Origin of the sequence: Pseudaquabacterium inlustre (assembly GCF_038066595.1) — a bacterium.
Classification (GTDB): Bacteria; Pseudomonadota; Gammaproteobacteria; order Burkholderiales; family Burkholderiaceae_C; genus Pseudaquabacterium; species Pseudaquabacterium inlustre.
On sequence record NZ_JBBUTH010000009.1, the window covers coordinates 626424 to 648115 of the forward strand.

Annotated in this window: 19 protein-coding genes and 1 tRNA gene; 4 read left to right on the forward strand and 16 right to left on the reverse strand. The window is 70.5% G+C overall.

The genetic code is table 11. From position 1 onward, the window contains the following. Positions 1-23: 23 nt before the first annotated feature. From AACH10_RS20220 to AACH10_RS20260, 9 genes are all read right to left on the reverse strand, one after another. Complete coding sequence (locus tag AACH10_RS20220) at positions 24-794, reverse strand: ABC transporter ATP-binding protein (protein ID WP_341412290.1); 771 nt, start codon at positions 792-794, stop codon at positions 24-26. After that, positions 791-1765, reverse strand: coding sequence for a branched-chain amino acid ABC transporter permease (locus AACH10_RS20225; protein WP_341412291.1), 975 nt, complete (start codon positions 1763-1765; stop codon positions 791-793). Before AACH10_RS20225 ends, AACH10_RS20220 begins: the two co-directional genes overlap by 4 nt. Next, positions 1762-2634, reverse strand: a complete 873-nt coding sequence (locus AACH10_RS20230) for a branched-chain amino acid ABC transporter permease (protein ID WP_341412292.1) — start codon at positions 2632-2634, stop codon at positions 1762-1764. The genes AACH10_RS20225 and AACH10_RS20230 overlap by 4 nt, the downstream gene beginning before the upstream one ends. Before the next feature lie 66 nt (positions 2635-2700). Beyond that, a complete protein-coding gene (locus AACH10_RS20235; protein ID WP_341412293.1) occupies positions 2701-3864 on the reverse strand; it encodes an ABC transporter substrate-binding protein in 1164 nt (387 codons plus the stop codon). Positions 3865-4038: 174 nt separating this feature from the next. Beyond that, positions 4039-5004, reverse strand: coding sequence for a PDR/VanB family oxidoreductase (locus AACH10_RS20240; RefSeq protein WP_341412294.1), 966 nt, complete (start codon positions 5002-5004; stop codon positions 4039-4041). Next, entirely contained in the window at positions 5001-6041 is a 1041-nt protein-coding gene (locus AACH10_RS20245; protein ID WP_341412295.1) for a Rieske 2Fe-2S domain-containing protein, read from the reverse strand. Before AACH10_RS20245 ends, AACH10_RS20240 begins: the two co-directional genes overlap by 4 nt. 84 nt (positions 6042-6125) lie before the next feature. Beyond that, positions 6126-6614 carry a MarR family winged helix-turn-helix transcriptional regulator gene (locus AACH10_RS20250; RefSeq protein WP_423228640.1) on the reverse strand — a complete coding sequence of 163 codons (489 nt, stop codon included), beginning with the start codon at positions 6612-6614 and terminating at the stop codon, positions 6126-6128. Positions 6615-6624: 10 nt separating this feature from the next. Further along, entirely contained in the window at positions 6625-7380 is a 756-nt protein-coding gene (locus tag AACH10_RS20255) for a SapC family protein (protein WP_341412297.1), read from the reverse strand. Position 7381: 1 nt separating this feature from the next. Then, positions 7382-8692: a hemolysin family protein gene (locus AACH10_RS20260; protein ID WP_341412298.1), complete on the reverse strand. Its 1311-nt coding sequence runs from the start codon at positions 8690-8692 to the stop codon at positions 7382-7384. 64 nt (positions 8693-8756) lie between these two features. Here AACH10_RS20260 and AACH10_RS20265 point away from each other — a divergent pair, with 64 nt between their 5' ends. Then, a complete protein-coding gene (locus AACH10_RS20265) occupies positions 8757-9581 on the forward strand; it encodes a symmetrical bis(5'-nucleosyl)-tetraphosphatase (protein WP_341412299.1) in 825 nt (274 codons plus the stop codon). Between the two features lie 15 nt (positions 9582-9596). Here AACH10_RS20265 and AACH10_RS20270 read toward each other — a convergent pair whose 3' ends face one another. Then, positions 9597-10811 (reverse strand): cation:proton antiporter, encoded by a 1215-nt coding sequence (locus AACH10_RS20270; RefSeq protein ID WP_341412300.1) that lies wholly within the window; start codon positions 10809-10811, stop codon positions 9597-9599. A 229-nt stretch (positions 10812-11040) separates the two neighbouring features. On the opposite strand from AACH10_RS20270, the gene AACH10_RS20275 reads away from it, so the two are divergent. Further along, positions 11041-11128 (forward strand) — tRNA-Ser (locus AACH10_RS20275). Between the two features lie 11 nt (positions 11129-11139). Here AACH10_RS20275 and AACH10_RS20280 read toward each other — a convergent pair. The 5 genes from AACH10_RS20280 to AACH10_RS20300 form a co-directional block, all read right to left on the reverse strand. Then, positions 11140-12726: a methyl-accepting chemotaxis protein gene (locus AACH10_RS20280; RefSeq protein WP_341412301.1), complete on the reverse strand. Its 1587-nt coding sequence runs from the start codon at positions 12724-12726 to the stop codon at positions 11140-11142. 272 nt (positions 12727-12998) lie between these two features. Then, entirely contained in the window at positions 12999-15275 is a 2277-nt protein-coding gene (locus tag AACH10_RS20285; RefSeq protein WP_341412302.1) for an exonuclease domain-containing protein, read from the reverse strand. Next, positions 15272-15646 carry a response regulator transcription factor gene (locus AACH10_RS20290; protein WP_341412303.1) on the reverse strand — a complete coding sequence of 125 codons (375 nt, stop codon included), beginning with the start codon at positions 15644-15646 and terminating at the stop codon, positions 15272-15274. The genes AACH10_RS20285 and AACH10_RS20290 overlap by 4 nt, the downstream gene beginning before the upstream one ends. After that, a complete protein-coding gene (locus AACH10_RS20295) occupies positions 15628-18519 on the reverse strand; it encodes an ATP-binding protein (protein WP_341412304.1) in 2892 nt (963 codons plus the stop codon). Before AACH10_RS20295 ends, AACH10_RS20290 begins: the two co-directional genes overlap by 19 nt. Before the next feature lie 7 nt (positions 18520-18526). Beyond that, entirely contained in the window at positions 18527-18772 is a 246-nt protein-coding gene (locus AACH10_RS20300; RefSeq protein ID WP_341412305.1) for a hypothetical protein, read from the reverse strand. A 306-nt stretch (positions 18773-19078) separates the two neighbouring features. Here AACH10_RS20300 and AACH10_RS20305 point away from each other — a divergent pair, with 306 nt between their 5' ends. Then, the gene (locus AACH10_RS20305; protein WP_341412306.1) at positions 19079-19387 is read left to right on the forward strand and encodes a DUF485 domain-containing protein; all 309 of its coding nucleotides are present in this window, start codon (positions 19079-19081) and stop codon (positions 19385-19387) included. After that, complete coding sequence (locus tag AACH10_RS20310) at positions 19387-21117, forward strand: cation acetate symporter (protein WP_341412308.1); 1731 nt, start codon at positions 19387-19389, stop codon at positions 21115-21117. Before AACH10_RS20305 ends, AACH10_RS20310 begins: the two co-directional genes overlap by 1 nt. A 98-nt stretch (positions 21118-21215) precedes the next feature. Here the strand turns inward: AACH10_RS20310 and AACH10_RS20315 are convergent. Next, the coding region (locus tag AACH10_RS20315; protein ID WP_341412309.1) for a hypothetical protein at positions 21216-21692 on the reverse strand (477 nt) is incomplete at its 5' end.

A 21692-nucleotide genomic window follows, 5' to 3' on the forward strand; every position in this document is an offset into this window, starting at 1 on the left:
TCGGTTGCCTGTGCTTCGCGCGATCAATGCCCCGGCCGCACGCCGGCCAGCGAATCACCCAGGTACACCGCCTTGACCTGCGGGTCGGCGGCGATCTGCTCGGGCGTGCCCTCGGTGAGCACCGTGCCGTTGACCAGCACGGTCATGCTCTTGGCGAAGCTGAACACCAGGTCCATGTCGTGCTCGATCAGCAGCACGCTCACATCGTCGGGCAGCGCCGCCACGGTGGCCAGGATCTCATGGCGCTCGCCCGATGGCACGCCGGCGGCGGGCTCGTCCAGCAGCAGCACACGCGGCTTCAGCGCCACGGCCAGGCCGATCTCCAACAGGCGGCGCTTGCCGTAGGGCAGCTCGCTGGTGATGCGGTTGGCATGCTCGGTGAGGCGGAACTGCGCCAGCAGTTGCTCCACCTCGGCCGCCACGGCCGCATCGGCGCCCAGCGGCTGCCACCAGCGGCGCGAGGCGCCGACGCGGTTGCTCACCGCCAGCGCCAGCGCCTGCGCCGGCGTCAGCGAGGTGAACAGCTGGTTGATCTGGAAGGTGCGCACCAGCCCCAGGCCCACACGCTGGTGCGGGGCCAGGCCGGTGATGTCCTGCCCCGCCAGCACCACGCGCCCCTCGGTGGGCGGCAGCACGCCGGTGAGCTGGTTGATCAGCGTGGTCTTGCCGGCGCCGTTGGGGCCGATCAGCGCGTGACGCGCGCCGCGGTGCACTGTCATCGACACGTTGTTGGTGGCGGTGATGCCACCGAAGCGCTTGACCAGGTTGTGGGTCTGAAGCACGACGTCACTCATTTGGACGCTCCCTTGCCGGCACCGAACCAGCGCCAGGGCCGGAACAGCCGGTCACGTCCCACCAGCATCAGCACCACCAGGAACAGGCCGATCCAGAAGGTCCAGTACTGCGCCGTGACGGCACTGATCAGGTCGTGCATGACCTTGAAGGCGATGGCACCGGCCAGGCCACCCCACAGCCAGCCGGCGCCACCGATCACCAGCGCCAGCATGATGTCGGCGCTGCGATGGAAGTCCAGCACGTCCAGCGAGGCAAAGCCGGTGGTCTGGGCCAGCAGACCACCCGCCGTGCCGGCCAGCGCCGCGCCCAGCGTGTAGGCCACGGCCAGGCGGCCCTGCACGCTCATGCCGATGCTGGACAGGCGCAGCCGGTTGTCGCGCAGCGCCTGCAGGCTGATGCCGAAGGGCGAGTGCACGACGCGGCGCATGACCACGAAGACGATGAACAGCACGGTGAGCGAGTAGAACGAGGCCACACGGCCACCGAGGTCGAACTCGAAGGCGCCCAGCAGCGGGCCCATCACCACGCCCTGCAGACCGTCGGCTCCGCCAGTGACGCTGTCGAACTTGTTGGCCAGTTCGTACAGCACCAGGGCCACGCCCATGGTCACCATCAGGCGCGTCAGATCGGTGCCGCGCACGATCATCGGGCTCGTCAGCAGGCCCAGCACGGCGCCCAGCGCCGTGGCCACGGCCAGGCCGGCCAGCGGATCGGGCATCACCAGCTTGGCAAACAGCGCGGCGCCATAGGCGCCCAGGCCGAAGAACGCGGCATGGCCCAGCGACACGATGCCGGCATAGCCCAGCACGATGTCCAGGCTGAGCGCGAACAGCGCGGTGATGGCGATGTCGTTGATCAGCGCGGCGTGCTGGGGCACGGCCAGCGGCATGGCCCAGATGGCCAGCCACAGCGCGATCTCCCACGGCTTCCAGCGCGCCGGGGCGGTGAGGCGGGACGACAGGCTGCTCACTTCTTGCCCTCCCGGCTGAACAGGCCCTGGGGCCGCCACAGCAGGATCACGATCATCAGCACATACACGATGAAGGCGCCGAGCTTGGGCAGGTAGTACTTGCCCATCACGTCGGCAATGCCCAGCAGCAGCGCCGCCACCAGCGGGCCGGTGATGGAGCTGGTGCCGCCCACGGCACAGACGATCAGGAAATAGACCATGAACTTCAACGGGAAGGCCGGGTCCATGCCCAGCACGTCGACGCCCAGCGCGCCGCCCAGGCCGGCCAGGCCGGAGCCGGTGGCAAAGGTCAGCAGGAACACGGTGTTGACCGGGATGCCCAGGCCGGCGGCCACGCGCGGATCGTCCACTGCGGCGCGCAGCCGGCTGCCGAAACGCGTGCCCACCAGGATGGCCTGCAGACCCAGCGCCAGCGCCACGCACACGGCGATGATGAACAGGCGGTAGGCGCCCATGCCGATGGACAGCGCGCCCGAGCCGAACTCGAAGCGCTGGCGCAGCCACTCGGGCGTCTGCACATTGACCTGCGAGCTGCCCATCACGTAATCGCACGCGGCCACGGCCATGAAGGTCAGGCCGATGGAGAACAGCACCTGGTCCAGGTGGGGCTTGCCGTACATCGGCCGGTACAGCGTGCGCTCCAGCAGCGCGCCGGCCGCGGCAGTGACGACGAAGGCAATCGGCAGGCAGGCCAGGAAGGGCACGCCCCAGCGCTGCATCAGCACCACCAGCACATAGCCGCCGGCCATCGCGAAGGCGCCGTGGGCCAGGTTGATGAAGTTCATCAGCCCCATGGTCACGGCCAGCCCCAGCGCCAGCACGAACAGCAGCATGCCGTAGGCCACGCCATCGAATAGCAGGGTCAACATGACAGCAAACTTTGCAAGAAGAAGCGGCCGGGGTCAGCCCCGGCCGCGTTGGCCATCAGGCGATGATCACTTCACCTTGCCCGGGTCCTTGACGGCCTTCTGCACGTCGAACTCGACGTTCCACAGCTGCCCGTCCTTCTTCTCGACCTTGCGGGTGTGGATGTCCTGCACGATCTCGCGCGTCTGGCCGTCGATCAGCACCTGGCCGCGCGGGCTCTCGAAGATCTGGCCCTTCATGGCCGCCAGCAGCGCCTCGCCGCCGGCGCCCTTGGTGGTGTTGAGCGCGTTGTAGATCAGGCGCATGCCGTCCCAGCCGCCCACGGCCATGAAGTTGGGGCGGAACTTGTTGGCGGCCTGGAAATCGGCGACGAACTTCTTGTTCATCGGGCTGTTGTGCGAAGCCGAGTAGTGGTGCGTGGTCACCACGCCCAGCGCCACATCGCCCATGTCGTTGAGCTGGTCGTCGTCGGTGATGTCGCCAGTGCCGATCAGGCGGATGCCGGCCTTGTCCAGGCCGCGCTCGCCGAACTGCTTCATGAACTGTGCGCCCTGGCCCGAGGGCAGGAACACGAACAGCGCATCGGGCTTGGCGTCACGCACCTTCTGCAGCACCGGCGCGAAGTCGGGGCTGCGCAGCGGCGTGCGCAGCTTCTCCAGCACCTGGCCGCCGTTGAGCTGGATGCGGTCGGTGAAGTACTTCTCGGCGTCGTTGCCGGGGCCGTAGTCGGCCACCAGCGACACCACCTTCTTGATGCCGTTCTTGGGCGCCCACTCGCCCATGCCCACCGCCGCCTGCGGCAGTGTGAAGCTGGTGCGGGTGATGAAGGGCGAGGCCTCGGTGATGCTGGAAGTGGCCGCGGCCATCACCACCATCGGGGTCTTGCTCTGCGTGGCAATCGGCGCGGTGGCCAGGGCCAGCGGGGTGAGGCCGAAGCCGGCCAGCGCCACCACCTTGTCGTTCACCACCAGTTCCTGCGCCAGGCGACGGGTGTTGTCGGCCACGCCGGCGTCGTCCTTGATGATGACTTCGACGTTCTTGCCTCCGGCCTTCTTGCCGTTCTGGGCCTGGAACAGCGCGATGGCGGCAGCGATCTGCTTGCCGGTGGACGCGCTCTGGCCGGTCATCGGCAGCAGCACGCCGATCTTCACGGTGTCTTGCGCCTGGGCGCTGCCGGCGGCGAGCACCAGCGTGCTGGCGGCCAGGGTGAGCAGGTGGTGTCGACGGTTCATCGCAAAGGTCTCCGGAAAGTCGAGGGAGGCAGCGCACGGCAGGCACTGGTTGGCTGGCATTGTGCGGATGCGCGGGCTCAGGTGTTCCCCGCACAAGCCCGCACACACAGGCATGGGCGAGAACTAGCAGCTATCGCAGCACGGCATGGCGCGTGCGGTATCGGCGGGCGGGCCTCACAGGTCCAGCACCAGCTCGGGCGTGCAGGCCCGCGAGCAGCAGGGCAGGAACTGGTCATGGGCGGCCCGCTCCTCGTCGGTGAGGTACTGGTCGCGGTGATCGGGCACGCCGCCGAGCACGCGGGTCAGGCAGGTGCCGCACACGCCCTGCTCGCACGAGGTCATCACCGTCACACCGGCCGCGGCCAGGGCCTGCACGGCCGTCTGGTCGGCCGCCACCGGCACCACGCGGCCGCTGCGCGCCAGGCGCAGCGTGAAGCCGCCGATCCCGTCGGCCGCCGCGGGCGCGGAGGCCGCCCCGAAACGCTCGACCTGCAGCTGCGCGTCAGCCCAGCCGGCCGCCCGCGCCGCGGCCAGCGCCGCATCGATGAAGCCCTGCGGACCGCACAGGTAGACCTGGGCCCCCGGCTGCGGCGTGGCCAGCAGCGCGTTCAGATCCAGCCGCTGGGCCTCGGGCCCGTCGTCCAGGTGCAACTGCACCCGGTCGGCCCAGGGCGCCTGCGCCAGGCGACCGGCAAAGGCCAGGCGCGCGCGGCTGCGGGCGGCGACATGGAAGGCGAAGTCGGCGCCCTCGCCCGCCAGTTGCTCGGCCATGGCCAGCAGCGGTGTGATGCCGATGCCGCCGGCCAGCAGCAGGCTGCGTGTGGCGCCCGGCTGCAGCGCGAACAGGTTGCGCGGCAGGCCAACGGTGAGCACCTGCCCTTCGGCCAGCGCGTCGTGCACCGCCGCCGAGCCGCCGCGCGAGGCCGGCTCGCGCAGCACGCCCAGTTGCCAGCGCGTGGTGTCGGCCGGATCCCCGCACAGCGAGTACGGCCGCGTCAGCCCGCCCGGCAGATGCACATCGATGTGCGCACCGGCCGAGAACGGCGGCAGCGCGCCGCCATCGGCGGCCACCAGTTCCAGCCCGGCGATGCCCTCGGCCTCCGCCCATTTGCGGGCTATGCGGACCTGGATGGTGCTCATGCCACCACCGCGCCCTGCTCGGCCGCGATCAGGCGGTCCAGCACGCGGCGCGCCTGCACGCCACCGGCATCGATGTTGAGCTTCAGCAGGTCGCGGCCCGGCCAGTGCAGCAGGTTGGCCTGCTGGCGCTCCAGCATCTCCAGGTCCTCGCCGAAGATCTTGCCCTGGCCCTCGCGGATGGCGGCGGTGAGCGCCTTGTCGCGCACATTGAAGCTGCGCGCCATGCCCCAGAAGTAGTGGATCGAGGTCTCGGTCTCGGGCGTGATGAAGTCGACCACGATGGACGACACCTTGTGCTCGGGCGCAGCCTCGTAGCCGCCCTTGCCGGCCAACGCCACACCCACCTCGATCAGCACATGGCTGGGCGGCGTGAAGTGGCAGATTTGCCAGCGGTCGACCAACTGATCGTCGGGCAGGTGCGCGCCACGCAGCGCCATCTTCCAGAACGGCGGCGGCGTGATGCCGAACATGCGCCGCTCGGTGATGACATGGTCGCCCTCGGTGCGCGTGGTGCACGGCGTCTCGTCGATCTCCTTCTGGCCGATGCTGGTGGCGTGCACATAGGTCTCGTGCGTCAGGTCCATCAGGTTGTCGACCATCAGGCGGTAGTCGCAGGCGATGTGGTACAGCCCGCCGCCGTAGGCCCAGTCGGGGCTGTCGGCCCAGAAGCAGTCGTGGATGGTGGCCGGGTCGGCCAGCGCCGCATCGCCCGGCCACACCCACACGAAGCCGTGCCGTTCCACCACCGGGTAGCTGCGCACCGGCGGAAAGCCGCGCACGCGCTGGCCCGGCATCGCGATGGTCTTGCCGTTGCAGCCCATCTCCAGGCCGTGGTAGCCGCAGACCAGCCGGCCCTCGATCACCCGGCCGAGCGACAAGGGCGCGCCGCGGTGCGGGCACCAGTCTTCCAGCGCCGCCACCTGGCCCTCCTCACCGCGGTAGAACACGATGGGCTCGCCGCAGATGCGCCGGCCCAGCGGCTTGTCATCGATCTCGGCGGGCGTGCAGGCCACGTACCAGGCGTTTTTCGGGAACATGCGGGCGCTCCTTGATTCAGCATACTGAACGTCATTCAGTATACGGAATCAATGCCGACACTGACCCAGGTCAAACCCTGGTGTCTACCCAGGATCGACACCGCCCGGGCGGTGCGGCGCCCGGCTCTGCGCATTGTTCAGCTGCACGAACTTGCCCAGCAGACGCATGAACTCGGCGCGCTCGGCCGCGTCCAGCCCGGCCAGCATCTGCGTGTTCATGGCATGCAGGGCTGGCACCAGGCGGTCGAGCACGGCCTGGCCCTCGGGTGTGAGCGACAGCGCACGCTGCCGGCGCGGCAGCACCTCGCGCAGGATCCAGCCCTTGGTTTCCAGGCGGGCGGCCAGGTCGGCGGTGGTGGAGTTGTCCAGCGCCACCTCGCGCGCCAGCGTCACCTGGTCGATGCCCGGCCGCTCCTGCAGCATGCGCAGCACGGCGTACTGCACCGGTGTCACATCGCGGCCGATGGCCTCGGCGAACATCGCCACGGCGATCTGCTGCGCGCGGCGGATCAGGTGCCCGGGCTGCTCGTAGAGGTCGAGCTCCAGCGGGGTGCGCAAGTCGGCCGCGCGCAGGTCGGGTGGATCAGGCCTGGGCCGGCGCGGCGGTGCCGAAGCGCTCGACGTACCACTCCACCAGGCGCGTCATGTTGCCCAGAGAGATCTGGTGCGCGTGGATCAGGCCCATCACGCCGTTCTTGCTCATGGCGATGATGTCGGCGTCGGGTAGCGCGGCCAGCTTGTCCTGGTCGATGGTCAGGAAGCCGTCCACCGCCAGCTTGCTGCCGTCGGGCAGCGTGGCGTCGAAGCGCATGTCGCGCAGCAGGCCCTTCTCGACCAGCAGGTTGCCCACCACGCGGGTGCGCTCGACCTCGACCTCGAAGTTCTCGAGCTGCTTCTGCACGTTGGCGGTGAACTCGGTGGGCGTGCCGTCGTCGTTGAACAGCGTCTCGCCCTGGGTGCCGAAGCCGCCCCAGGTCTCGTCGAAGCACACCACCATCTGCTCGGGCGCCACGCGGGCCAGGCCGAAGGGGTACAGGCGCAGCGCCGCCGGCACATAGCGCACCCGCCACTTGTCGTTGTCGACGCACAGGTTCTGCTCGGCCTTCAGGCCGAACACGGCGATCGGCGCCACCTGCTGCTTGCCGGCCTCGTCGGTGCCGGCATGCACCCACACCACCGGGTACTCGCGGCAGGCGTCACCGAACTCGGTGCCCGCCACGAAGAAGGCGTTGAGCTTGCCCACCGTGCCCAGGTCGCGGTGGTTCAAGTCGAGCTTGAGGGTCTTGTGCTTGACGCGGTCCAGCGCCACCGGCTTCTTGTGCAGGTTCTCGTTGATCATCTCAGTCTCGCTTTTCGGTTTCAGGTTGTTCGGTGCGTGAGACCAGCACCTTGTCCACACGCTTGCCGTCGAGATCGACCACCTCGAAGCGCCAAACGTCCCATTGCACCACATCCGCCGTGCGCGGCAGGCGCCCCAGCAGCAGCATGATCATGCCGGCCAAGGTGTTGTAGCGGCCCCGGTCCTCCTCGGGCAGCTCGCGCAGTTCCAGCCGGTCCTTCAGCTCGGGCACCGGGATCAGGCCGTCCATCAGCCAGCTGCCGTCGGCCCGGCGCACGGCCCAGGCATCGTCGTCGCTGGGCGTGCCGAACTCGCCGGTGATGGCCTCCAGCACGTCGCGGACGGTGATCACGCCCTGCACCGCGCCGTACTCGTCGACCACGAACACCAGCTCCACGCCCGAGGCGCGGAAGTGGTCCAGCAGTTCCATGCCCGACAGGGTTTCGGGCACGAACACCGGCGGCTGCATCAGGTCGGCCAGCACCGGCGCCTCGCCGCGCGCCAGCGGCGGCAGCAGGTGCTGGGCCTCGAGCACACCCACCACGTCATCCAGGCCACCGCGGCACACCGGGTAGCGCGAGTGGCCCTGGTCGTGCATGCGTGCCAGCAGGTCAGGCAGCGGCGCGTTCAGCTCCAGCCAGCTGATCTCGGCGCGCGGGATCATCATCGAGCCCACCTGCCGCTCATCCAGCCGGAACACGTTGCGCACCATCTGGTGCTCCTGCGCCTCGATGACGCCGGCGTCCAGGCCTTCTTCGAGGCTGGCGGCGATCTCTTCCTCGGTGACGGCGCGGCTGGGCGTCTCGCGGATGCCCAGCAGGCGCAGCATGCCTTCGGTGCACACCGACAGCAGGGCCACGAAGGGTCGCGTGGCGGCCGACAGCCATTCCATCGGCTGGGCCACCAGGGCGGCCACGCGTTCGGGGTACATCTGGCCCAGGCGCTTGGGCACCAGTTCGCCGAAGATGATGCTCAGGAAGGTGATCACCATCACCACCAGCGCCGTGGCGCTGACCTGCACCACGCTGGGGCTGAGCATCGGCAGCCAGGTGTGGATCTGCGCCGCCAGCGGCCCGGAGAACGCGGCATCGCCGACGATGCCGTTGAGCACGCCGATCGACGTGATGCCGATCTGCACCGTGGACAGGAACTTGGTCGGGTTCTCGTGCAGGTCCATGGCCGCCGCGGCGCCATGCTCACCCGCCTCCACCATCACCGCCAGCCGCGCCTTGCGCGAGGCCGACAGGGCCATCTCCGACATCGCGAACAAGGCGTTCAGCAGGATCAGGAAGACCAGTAGCGCAACGTCCATGGCAGCGCCGGCAACGGGCGCAACGGGCAGTGAAACAAGCGCGGGAGCGTAGCAGAATCGTGCGATGCATTACCTCATCGGCGACCTCCAGGGCTGCTGCGACGCCTTCGATCGCCTGCTCGACGTGACCGGCTTCTCACCCTCGCGCGACCACCTGCACGTGCTGGGCGACCTGGTGAACCGCGGCCCGGCCTCGCTGGCCACGCTGCAGCGCCTGCAGGGCCTGGGCAACGCCGCCAGCTGCCTGCTGGGCAACCATGACCTGCACCTGCTGGCCGTGGCCGAGGGTGTGCGCCCGCTGCACAAGAGCGACACGCTGCGCCAGGTGCTGATGAGCCCGCAGCGCGACGCCTGGCTGGATTGGCTGCGCCAGCGCTGCAGGCTGGCCGACACCGCCCACGGCTGGCTGCTGGTGCATGCCGGCGTGGTGCCGCAGTGGGACGCCGCCCAGACCCTGGCCCTGGCCGACGAGGTGCATGCGCTGCTGGCCGGCCCTGACCTGCCGGGCTTTCTGCGCGTGATGTACGGCAACGAGCCGGCGCGCTGGCACGACAGCCTGGCCGGCGCCGAGCGCTGGCGCTTCGTGATCAACACGCTGACGCGCATCCGCTTCTGCGCCGCCGACGGCACGCTGGACTTCAAGACCAAGGACGGCGCCGACGCCGCGCCGCCGGGGCTGATGCCCTGGTTCGAGGTGCCGGGCCGGCGCACGGCGGGTCAGCCCATCGCCTTCGGCCACTGGAGCACGCTGGGCCTGCGCAACCAGCCCGACCTGCTGGCGCTGGACACCGGCTGCGTGTGGGGCAGCGCCCTCACCGCGGTGCGCGTGGATGGCGGCCGGCGCGAGGTGTTCCAGGTGGCTTGCGAGCAAGCGCAGGCCCCCGGCTGACCCGCCGACCTGCGCTCAAACCCGCCGCGACAGCAACTGCGGCAGCCGCGCCAGCATCGGCTTGACCACCGGCGTGGTGAGCATGGTGCTGCCCACCGCCATCAGCAGCATCGCGGTGAAGGCCTGGGCGGTGATCACCTGCTTGTCCAGCAGGATGTTGGCGAAGATGATCATGATCAGCGCCTTGGTCTGCAGCAGCCAGCCGATCAGCGAGGCCTCGCCCGGCTGCCAGCCCAGCACCCGCCCGGCGATGCGCACCCCCAGCAGCTTGCCGGCCACCGAGGCCACTAGCAGCAGCGCCGCCACCACCAGCACCGACCAGCCGCCCGCACCCCACTGCGTGCGCAGCCCGGTGGACAGGAAGAACACCGGCATCACCACCAGCAGCACATGGGCGCGCAGCGCGTCCATCTGCTTCTGGTCGAACCAGTGCGCATCCATCACCGCACCGGCCAGGAACGCGCCCACCATGTAGTGCAGGCCCGACCAGTCGGCCCCGAAAGCGCACAGCGCCAGCCAGATCAGGCCCAGGTACCAGCGGTCGCGCTCGGGCACGCGCTGCATCAGCGCGCGCAGGGCCACGCTGGCCAGCGCGAACAGCGCCAGGAAGGCCGCCTGCCGGCCCACGCGCTGCCAGTCCATCAGGATCACCGCCAGCACGCCCCAGATGGCCACGTCGTCCAGGCTGGCGTAGCGCAGGATGCGCTGGCCGATGGGCTGGCGCAGGATTTCCAGCTTCTCCATCAGCAGGATCAGGATCGGCAGCGCCGTCACCGCGCAGGCCATGCCCACGCCCAGCACGAACTGCCAGGGCTGGCCCAGCAGGCCACGCCAGCCACCGCCCACCAGCGGCAGATCGGCCAGCAGCAGCGTGGCCGCCGCGGCCCCGAACAGCAAGGGCACGCCCAGTGCCAGGCCGGCCGTGATGCCACCTTCGCGGCGGTAGCGCCAGGCCTCGCGCAGATCGAGCTCGATGCCGGCGATCCACACGAACACCATCACCGCCCACCAGGCCACGCCATTGAGCGCGCCGATGACCTGCGGGTTGAAGACGAAGCGGTAGTAGTCGGGGAAGGCCGCGCCCAGCACGCCCGGCCCCAGCGCGATGCCGGTGAGGATCTGCACCACCACCAGCGGCGCCCAGTGGTCGGTGCGGCCCAGGCGCCACACCAGGTAGGGCACGCTGAAGATGATCGCCATGGCGATCAGGTAGATCTCGGTGGTGTTCACAGGACGGGATGCGCAGCAGTGGCCCCGGGCGCAGGCCACCCGGGCGGCGCGCAGTGTGACACGCGCCCCGCCCCGTCCCCGACCGGTAAATCCCTTCCCCGGCAGCGCTTTCAGCCGCGGCCGATGCGCCCGCCAGCGGAACGCATGCGTGCAGGCCGCGAACAGGCCCGCGCCTGCTGGCAGAATGCGCCCGCGCCCGCGCCCCGCCACGGGGCGCCATCGTCATCGCGGAGGCTTGGGGGAGTGGTTTAACCCAGCAGTCTTGAAAACTGCCGGCCCGCAAGGGCCCGTGAGTTCGAATCTCACAGCCTCCGCCAGCCGCCGTGCCTCACACCGCCGGCTCAGCCGTCCCCAGCCTGAACACCGAGACCGCCTGGGTCATGTACTGGGCCTGCTGGCGCAGGCTGTCGGCGGCGGCGGCGCTCTGCTCCACCAGCGCGGCGTTCTGCTGCGTGCCGTTGTCCAGCGCGGAGACGGCCTGGTTGACCTGCTCGATGCCAGTGCTCTGCTCGACCGTGGCGGTGTGGATCTCGCCGATCAGGTCGGTGACGCGGCCCACCTGGTCGACGATGCGGCGCATGGTGTCGCCGGCGTCGCCCACCTGCTGGCTGCCGGCCTCCACGCGCTGCACCGAGGTGTCGATCAGCCCCTTGATCTCCTTGGCCGCCTCGGCCGAGCGGCGTGCCAGCGCGCGCACCTCGCCGGCCACCACGGCGAAGCCGCGGCCCTGGTCGCCGGCGCGGGCGGCCTCCACCGCGGCGTTCAGCGCCAGGATGTTGGTCTGGAAGGCGATGCCGTCGATGGTGCCGATGATGTCGGCGATGCGGCGGCTGCTCTCGCTGATCTCGCCCATGGTGTCGACCACGCGGGCCACCACCTCGCCGCCCTGGCGCGCCACCTTGGCGGCCTCGGCCGCCAGGTCGCTGGCGGTGCGGGCACTGGCGGCATTGCCGCGCACGGTGTCGGTCATCTGCATCATCTGCGCGGCGGTCTGCTGCAGGGCGCTGGCCTGGCTCTCGGTGCGGCCTGACAGGTCCTGGTTGCCGGTGGCGATCTGCGCCGACGCGGTGGCGATGCTGTCGGCCGACACGCGCACCTGGCCGATCAGCCCCACCAGGCTGCCCTGCATGCGCGCCAGCGAGGCCATCACGCTGCCATCGGGCACGCCGGCGGCATGCGGCACCGGCCGCAGGTCGCCGTCGGCCATGCGGCCCAGGGCCTGGCCCAGCGCGGCGGGCTCGGCGCCCAGTGCGTCGGTCAGGCGCCGGGTGATGCGCCAGCCGCCCCACAACGCCCCGGTCACGGCCAGCGCGGCCACGCCCATCAGCAGGCTGCGCTGCCACTGCAGCATGGCGTAGGCCGCCTGCACATCGGCCTCGCCCACCTGCTCGGCCAGGCGGGCGTACTCGTCCAGCAGCTCGCCGATGCGGGCCAGCTTGGGCAGGCAGTCGCTGTTCATGCGCGCGATGGCGGCGTCGCGCTGGCCCTTGGCGGCCAGTGCCATGACGTCCTGCGCCACCTCGGCATAGGCCCTTTCCACCTGCGCCAGCTCGGTCGCCAGCTCACGGGCGCGTGCGGACATGTCGTGGGCCTCGGCCACCTGCTTCTGGTAGGCGGCGAGCAGTTCGCCCACGCGGGTGTGGGCCCGGCTGGCAGCGCCCATCTGCGCCTGGCGGCTGGCGTCGTCGGGTGCCAGCAGCATGTTGCGGGCGGCCAGGGCCCGGTCTTTCACCGCATGGCCCAGGCGGGCCACGGTGGTGGCGCGGGCCTCCACGCCGTCGACATGGTGGTGGTAGGCATCGGTGGCGCTATTGAGCGACACGATGGCTGCCGTGGCGAGTGCCAGGCACGCCAGGGCCAGGCCGCCAAAGCCCAGCGTGAGCTGCTGGCGGACCGTCAGGGTTCGATGGTTCACGGGTACTGCCTCTGTACTGCTGAGGCGCTGTCGCCCGCCCCTCCAGGCAGGCGCCGCAACGCCGGTTGACACCCGGGGCCGCATCACGCAGCGCCCCGGAGCCTGCACCATGCAGGTGCGGGGCCGATGTTCGTCGCCCGTGTGACAGGCCATCGCTGGAAATGCCAGGCCGCACACGGCCAGTTCGGGCGCCACGGCGGTGGCCGTGATCCACGCCACGCCCATGCCGACCGCCGGTCGCCAGCCGCCACGCGCCGGCGCCACGCCGGTGGTCAGTACTTCAGCCGCGCATGCCAGGTCTGCTGTGCCGCCTCGCGCGCCTGGCCCAGCGTGTGGATGCCACGCTCGGCCAGCAACGGCACCAGCTTGAGGAACACCTCGGCGGTGACCAGCGCATCGCCCAGCGCCGTGTGCCGGCCCAGCACCGTGATGCCGAAGCGCTCGGCGATGGCCTCCAGTCGGTGCGAGTCCTGTTCCGGGTGCACCAGGGCCGACAGCAGCAGCGTGTCCAGCACCGGCTGCTCGAAGCGCAGGCCGGTCAGGCCCTCCTTCAGCTGCAGGAAGCGCATGTCGAAGGCGGCGTTGTGGGCCACCAGCACGGTGTCGGCGGCAAAGGCGTGAAAGGCCGGCAGCACCGTGGCGATGTCCGGCTGGCCGGCCACCATCTCGGGCGTGATGCCGTGGATGGGCACGCCCTCGGGCGGGATCGGCCGCCGCGGATCGACCAGCTGCTCGAAGCTCTCCTGCCGCAGCAGCTTGCCGTTGACCACGCGGGTGGCACCGATCTGCAGGATCTCGTCGCCCTGTGACGGGTTCAGGCCCGTGGTCTCGGTGTCGAACACGGTGTAGGTCAGGTCGACCAGGCGGCGCTCGTCCAGCGCACGGGCCTGCGCGTCGTCGTCGCTGCGGCGGAACAGGTCGAAGTCGTAGTACTCGGGCCGGCTGTCCAGCGGCGGCGCCAACGGCTCGGCCACCGCCACGGCATCGGCCACCGGCAGCAGGAAGCGGAAGAAGGCCTGGTGACGCACGCGCTCACGCTCGAACCAGAACTCGCCGCCATGGCGCTGCACCACCTCGCGCACGGCCAGCTGGCTGGCCTGACCGCCGCTGCCGGCCCCCGCCAAGGGCATCGGATCGGTCTCCCAGGTCATCACGGTCTCGGTGCTCATGGCCTGGCCGGCCCAGATCAGGTCGAGGTGGGCGCGGCCGGGTTGCGGTGCCGGCGCCAGGCGCAGCTGCACCAGCCGGATGCCGTATTCGTCGGCCAGGCGGCCGGCCAGGTAGCACAGTGCCTGCAGCAGCCAGAAGCTGTCGACCTGCAGCCACAGTGCGCCGTCCACCGCGTCGGGCGCCGCGCGCAGGCCCGGCTGCAGCACGCCGATGCGCTGCACCGCGGCGGCCACCAGGTCGGCGCCCAGCATGTCCTCCAGCGGCCAGCGCGTGCCGGCACGGCGCGCATCCTGCTGCTGGGCCACGCTGTGCAGGCGCGCGGCCATGGTCTGCGCCTCCTGCTGCACCACGGCCAGGAAGCGCTCGCGCTGCTCGGGCTCCAGGTCGGGGTAGGCCAGCATCTCGGCGGCGGCCTGCAGGTTGCCCAGCGCGGCGCGGCTGCCCTCGGTCAACTCGTGCAGCAGGCGGTCGCGCTCGGTCTCGTGCGCGAACTCGCGCGTCACGTTGGCCAGCATCAGCACGAAGCCGGCCAGGCCCGCGGGGCCGTCCTGCGCCTGCGCCGCATCGGCCACCTGGCGCACCGGCGCCATCTGCACGCGCAGCAGCTGGCCGGCGGCCGTGGTGGTGAGGAAGTGCGCCGAGGGCTGGCCCACGCCGCGGCCCAGCTGCTGCTGGATCTTGTCCAGCGCATGGGCCACCAGCTGGCGGTCGAACACGGTGTAGATCGAGCGGCCCAGGCCGATCAGCTCGGCGCCATCGGCCAGCGCCGGCGCGGCCGACAGCGCACGGAACTGCGCCCGCGCGCTGCCGTTGTACAGCAGCACCCGGCCATCGAGGTTGCACACCACCACGGCCTGGGTCAGCTCGGACATCAGCGCCGCCAGGCGGCTGCGCTCCTGCTCGATGCCGCGGCTGGCCTCACGCACCTGGGCGGCGATGTCGGCGCGCAACTGGCTGCGCTGCGCCACCAGCTGGTCGATGACGCCGGCCAGGGCCTGCAGCGCGGGTGCGCCGCGCGGCGGGATCGGCGTGGCCGTGTCGGTGCCCAGGCGCACGCGGCTGTCCTCCAGCAGCTGGCCGGCTGCGCCAGGCCAGGCCGCCAGCAGGCGCTGCAGCAGCGACACCACGGCCACCACGGCCAGCAGCGCGGCCAGCAGCAGCAAGGCGCCGCGCGGGGCCAGCAGCGCGACCAGCTGGGCACGCTCGGTCGGCACCAGCGTGGCCCACAGCAGGCCGCCGGCGGTGCCCAGCCACAGCGCCAGGCCGCCCAGCACCCCGGCGGCGGCGCGGGCCAGCACGCGCAGCTCGCGGGCTTCGCGCGTGAGCGGCTTGCCGGCGCGGGCACTGCCCGAGCCGATGGCGCCCGGGCCGGGCGTCATGCCGGCCGCTCCAGCAGTTCGCGCAGCTGTTGCACCAGCGCCTTGGTGGCGAAGGGCTTGGTCAGGTAGGCGTCGGCGCCCAGCGCCAGGCCCTTGGCCACGTCGGTGTCGCGGCCCTTGGCGGTGAGCATCACGATGCGCAGGCCGGCCAGGCTGTCGTCGGCGCGCAGCTGCTGGCACACGTCCAGGCCGCTCAGGCGCGGCATCATCACATCCAGCAGCGCCAGCGCGGGGCGCACGGTGCGCACGGCGTCCAGCGCCTCCTGGCCATCGCGTGCCAGGGTCACGTCGAAGCCTTCGCGCTTGAGCAGATACTCCAGCGAGATCAGGATGTTCGGCTCGTCGTCGGCGATCACGATGCGCGTGGCCATGGCTTGTCTCCAGGGGGGTCTTGTTCGATCGGGCGGTCGGCCGCGGCGGGCGCCGTGGCCGCGGTCTCATGCCGGTATGGCAGCGTGAATGCGAAGCAGGCGCCTTGCGCTGCATCAGGCTCCAGCCACATCCGGCCGCCGAAGTGCTCGACGATCTGGCGGCTGATCGGCAGGCCCAGGCCGGTGCCGGCGGGCCGGTGCCGTGCATCGCCACCCTGGCGGAACTTCTCGAAGATCAGCGCCTGCTGGGCCGCGGGCACACCGGGGCCGTTGTCCTGCACCCGCACGGTGAAACCGCCCGCATCGGCCGACAGCGCCAGGCGCACGTGGCCCGCGCGCGCCGGCACGAACTTGGCCGCGTTGGACAGCAGGTTCATCAGCACCTGCATCAGCCGGTCCTCGTCGGCCTGCAGTGCGGGCAGCGCGGCATCGGCCGGCGGCAGCACCAGCTGCAACGTGGCGCCACGGGCATGGAACATCTCGGCCGTGGTGTCGGCAGCGCGCTGCAGCAGCGCGCGCAGGTCGACAGCCTCGCTGCGCCACTCGGCATGGCCCGACTCGATCTTGGCCATGTCCAGCACCTGGTTCACCAGGCGCGACAGGCGCTCGGTCTCGGCCACCACGATGGCCAGGAATTCCTGGCGCTGGTCGGCGTCCATCTCGGGGTCGTCGCGCATCAGCTCCGACAGCGCGCGGATCGAGGTCAGCGGCGTGCGCAGCTCGTGCGTCACCGAGGACATGAAGTCGTCCTTCAGCCGGTCCAGCTCTTCCAGCCGCTCGTTGGCGGCGCGCAGTTCGTCGGTGGCGCGGCGCAGCGCCTGCTGCTGCTGCTCCAGCGCCTGGGCATGGCTGCGCAGCTGCGAGGCCTCGTCCAGCATGCGCAGCACATCGTCCATGGCCAGCGGCTCCTCGTCGACCACCGAGGCCACCATCACCCGCGCCGAGGCCGCGCCGATCACGCCGCCCAGCTCGGTCTCGACGTACTGCACCAGCCGTGCGTCGGGCACGATGGCGTCGGCGCTGGCCAGGCCCTGGGCGCGGGCATGGTCGTCGAACAGCCGCGCGGCGCGGGCCTCGCCCATGAAGCGGCGGGCCAGCGCGCGCAGATCGGCCACCTGGGCGCGGCCGCGCCAGAAGGCCGGTGGCGTGGCCACGGCCGACACGCCGGTGCGCAGTGCATCGACGAACAGCAGCGCCTGTGTGGCCTCGCGCGGCGTGGGCCCGCGCCACAGCGACACGCCGGCAAACAGCGCCAGGTTGACGCCCAGGCTCCACACCAGCGCATGGGTCAGCGGGTCCATGCCGGCCAGGCCCATCAGCGCCTCGGGCCGCAGCAGCGGCCAGCCGAACAGGCCCTGGGCCAGCCAGTCGGCCGGCAGCCAGCCCGACTTGGCCAGCGACGGCGCCATCAGCGTGTAGGCCCACAGCCCGAAGCCGCCCAGCAGCCCGGCCAGCGCGCCATTGCGCGTGCCGCCCTTCCAGTACAGCCCGGCCAGCAGCGCCGGGGCGAACTGCGCCACCGCGGCAAAGCTGATCAGGCCGATGCTGACCAGCGCATAGGCCTCGCCCGCCAGCCGGTAATACAGATAGCCCAGCAGCAGCACGCCGGCGATGGCCGCGCGGCGGATGCCCAGCAGCAGGCCGGTGAGGTCGCCACGCCCGGCCTGCGCCAGCCACCCAGCACGCAGAAGCAGCGGCATCACCAGGTCATTGCAGACCATGGTGGCCACCGCGATGGCCTCGACGATGACCATGCCGGTGGCCGCCGACAGCCCGCCGATGAAGGCCACCAGCGCCAACCCCGGCTGCCCGGCGGCCAGCGGCAGCGCGATGACGAAGCCATCGGCCGCAGCCACGCTGCCGCCCAGCAGCAGGCCACCCAGCGCGATGGGCAGCACGAACAGGTTGATCAACAGCAGGTAGGCCGGAAAGGCCCAGCTGGCGCGCTGCAGGTGGCGCTCGTCCACGTTCTCGAGCACCATCACCTGGAACTGCCGCGGCAGGCACAGCACCGACAGCATGGCCAGCGCCATCAGCGCCAGCCACTGGTCCCAGGCGAAGCGGCCCGCCGGGTTGCCGCCGGCCAGCGTGAGCAGCCGCGCCAGCTCGGGCCGGGCCTGGGCCTGGGCGAACAGCGCGGCGGGCCCGTCGAACAGGCCCCAGACGACATACCCGCCCACCGCCACGAAGGCCAGCAGCTTGACCACCGACTCGGCGGCGATGGCGGCCACCAGGCCTTCATGGCGTTCATGGCGTTCGCTTTGGCGCTCTTCATGGTCTTCGTGGGGCACCGTACGCGGCTGCCGCGTGCCGAACACCATCGTGAACAGGGCCATGGCCACCGCGATGGCCAGCGTGCTGTCACGCCACCACGGTGCCGCCGGCGCCATGGCCACGCCCGGCGGCGTGGTCAGCAGCGCATAGCCCTGGGCGATGGCTTTGAGCTGCAGCGCGATGTAGGGCACGATGCCCACCACGGTGATCAGCGTCACCGCGCCGGCCAGCGTGAGGCTCTTGCCATAGCGGCTGCCGATGAAGTCGGCGATCGAGGTGATGCGCTGCACCCGCGCGATGCGCACCAGCTTGCGCACCACCAGCCACGCCAGCACCATGCCCAGCGTGGGCCCCAGGTAGATGGGCAGGAACCAGATGCCGCCCGAGGCGGCGCGGCCCACGCTGCCGAAGTAGGTCCAGGCGGTGCAGTACACGGCCAGCGACAGCGCGTACACCCAGGCATTGCCGATCACCGAGCGGCCCGCCGCGGCGCGCCGGTCGGCCCAGGCCGCGACGCCGAACAGCGCCAGCAGGTAGGCCAGCGCGGCCACCACCACGGTGGGGGCGGCCAGCACCGCCGCGGCGTCGGCACTGCGCATGGCGGCCTCAGCGGCCCGGGGTGCCGGGCAGGCCGTCCGCCGGGGCGGCGGCGGCAGCCGGGTCGCGCTCGAGCACCCAGGCCACGGCCGCGATCAGACCGGCCCACACAGCGAACAGCGCCAGCGGCAGCAACGGCAGGCCGGCCACCTGCACCGGGTGGTCCCACAGCGCCAGCAGCGGCCAGCCCAGCAGCAGCCAGCCCGCGACGAACCAGGCCGCGAGCCGTTGGGCGGTGAGTCGCTGGCGGATCACGCGCGGTGCCTCCGGGGGCGGGCGTTGATGCGATGCATGGATGTCTGGACGGGGACGCGCTGCGGGCGTGCAAGGCGCGCACGGCCCCTGTCAAACATTGTGGCTGCGCGCCTGACCAAGGCCTGACGCGGTGCGCGCATCTGACATGCCTCAAACAGCGACTAGGTAGTTTCCCGGAGGTCTTTGCCGGGGTCAGAAACCGGTCAGGCAGGGCCCGCAGACTGCCCTGCATCCCAAGCCTTGTGCCTCCGTCGGCCGGCCATCTGGCCTGTTAGCACGGCGTGCACGCCCGAGAGGAGAACCGTGATGAGCAATGACGTGGTGGCCCGCATCCGGGCCAATCCGAAGTACCAGGAGCTGCGCCGCAAGCGCAACAGCTTCGGCTGGTGGCTGACGCTGCTGATGATGGTCGTGTACTACGGCTACATCGCGCTGATCGCCTGGAACAAGGAGTTCCTGTCGCAACCGCTGGGCACCGGCGTGACCACCATCGGCGTGCCCATCGGCATGGGCGTGATCATCTTCACCATCGTGATCACCGGCCTGTACGTGCGCCGCGCCAACAGCGAGTTCGATGCGCTGACCCGCGACATCCTCGCCAAGGAGGTGAAGTGATGTCGCGCCGCTGCACCTCCCTGATCGCCGCGCTGCTGTCGCTGGCCGCGCTGGGCACCGCCTACGCCGCCGGTGGCGACGTGGGCCAGGCCGCCAAGCAGGGCACCAACTGGACGGCCATCGGCATGTTCGGCGTGTTCGTCGTGGCCACGCTGTGGATCACCAAGTGGGCCGCCGCCAAGACGCGCAGCGCCGCCGACTTCTACACCGCCGGCGGTGGCATCACCGGCTTCCAGAACGGCCTGGCCATCGCCGGTGACTACATGTCGGCGGCCTCGTTCCTGGGCATCTCGGCCATGGTGATGAGCGCCGGCTACGACGGCATCATCTACTCCATCGGCTTCCTGGTGGGCTGGCCGATCATCACCTTCCTGATGGCCGAGCGCCTGCGCAACCTGGGCAAGTTCACCTTCGCTGACGTGGCCGGCTACCGCTTCAAGCAAGGCCCGATCCGCGCCTTCGCGGCCAGCGGCACGCTGGTGGTGGTGGCCTTCTACCTGATCGCGCAGATGGTGGGCGCGGGCCAGCTGATCAAGCTGCTGTTCGGCCTGGAGTACTGGATGGCCGTGGTGATCGTCGGCGCGCTGATGATGGTCTACGTGCTGTTCGGCGGCATGACGGCCACCACCTGGGTGCAGATCATCAAGGCCATCATGCTGCTGGCCGGCGTGAGCTTCATGGCCATCATGGTGCTGGCGCAGTTCGGCTTCTCGCCGGAGGCGTTGTTCGCCAAGGGCGTGGAGGTCAAGCAGAACATCGCGCTGGCCGCCGGCAAGAGCCCCGAGGACGCCGCCAAGGCCGGCCTGGCGGTGATGAAGCCGGGCGGCTTCGTGAAGGACCCGATCTCGGCCATCAGCTTCGGCATGGCGCTGATGTTCGGCACCGCCGGTCTGCCGCACATCCTGATGCGCTTCTTCACCGTGCCCGATGCCAAGGAAGCGCGCAAGAGCGTGTTCTGGGCCACCACCTGGATCGGCTACTTCTACGTGCTGATCTTCATCATCGGCTTCGGTGCCACCACCCTGGTGCTCACCAACCCCGAGATGGCCGACGTGGCCAAGGGCGTGATCAAGGGCGGCGCTGGCACGGCCAACATGGCCGCGGTGCTGGTGGCCAAAGTGGTCGGTGGCGACGTGTTCTTCGGCTTCATCTCGGCCGTGGCCTTCGCCACCATCCTGGCGGTGGTGGCCGGCCTGACGCTGAGTGGCGCGTCGGCCGTGTCGCACGACCTGTACGCCACGCTGCTCAAGGGCGGCAAGGCCGACAGCGCGTCCGAGCTGAAGGTCTCGCGCATGACCACCCTGGCGCTGGGCGTCATCGCCGTGGCCCTGGGCATCACCTTCGAGAAGCAGAACATCGCCTTCATGGTGAGCCTGGCCTTCGCGATCGCGGCCTCGGCCAACTTCCCGGTGCTGTTCATGAGCGTGCTGTGGAAGGACTGCACCACCAAGGGTGCGGTGATCGGCGGCTTCCTGGGCCTGATCTCCAGCGTGGGCCTGACCATCGTGTCGCCCTCGGTGTGGGAAGTGACCCTGGGCAACCCGAAGGGCTCGGCCTGGTTCCCGTACACCTCGCCGGCGCTGTTCTCGATGACCATCGGCTTCGTCGGCATCTGGCTGTTCTCGGTGCTGGACCGCAGCGCCCAGGCGCAGCAGGAACGCGCTGACTTCGAGGCCCAGCAGGTGCGTTCGGAGACCGGTCTGGGCGCGGCAGGGGCTTCGGGCCACTGATCCGTCGCGTCGGACCAGGAGGGCGATGGCGCCCTCCTCCACTGGTTCGTTCAAGCAACAGCCCGGCCGATTGGTCGGGCTGTTGTGCTTCTGGCTTGTCAGCCGTCCTGTTGCGCGCGTGATGCTGGGATTGCCCATGGCTCTTTGCAGCGCGCCGGGATTTCGCCCCGGCGGGCGACCTCCTTTCTTTTCGCGCAAAGAAAGGAGGCAAAGAAAGCGCTCTCCAAACTTTCCGACGCCACCTCGCGCTTGAAGCGCATCGAGGCGGGCGCCTCGCCCGCCCGGCGGGCTCGAACATAGCCAGCCGGGCAGGCCACGGACAACTCACAGGACGTGCACCCCCGGTCAAGACTTGCGAGAGGAACGCCGCAGGGCACGGCAGTTGCCAGAGCGCAGCCATGCGGCAGTCTTGCCATCGGCGGCCCTGGCGACTTCTTCAAGCTCTTGTTCGGCAGCCTGTTCGAGCCCGCCGGGCGGGCGAGGCGCCCGCCTCGGTGGTGGACAAGCGGCAGGGCCTCAACGGAAAGTTCAAGAAGCGTTTCTTTGGGTCCTTTCTTGTCGCGACAAGAAAGGAC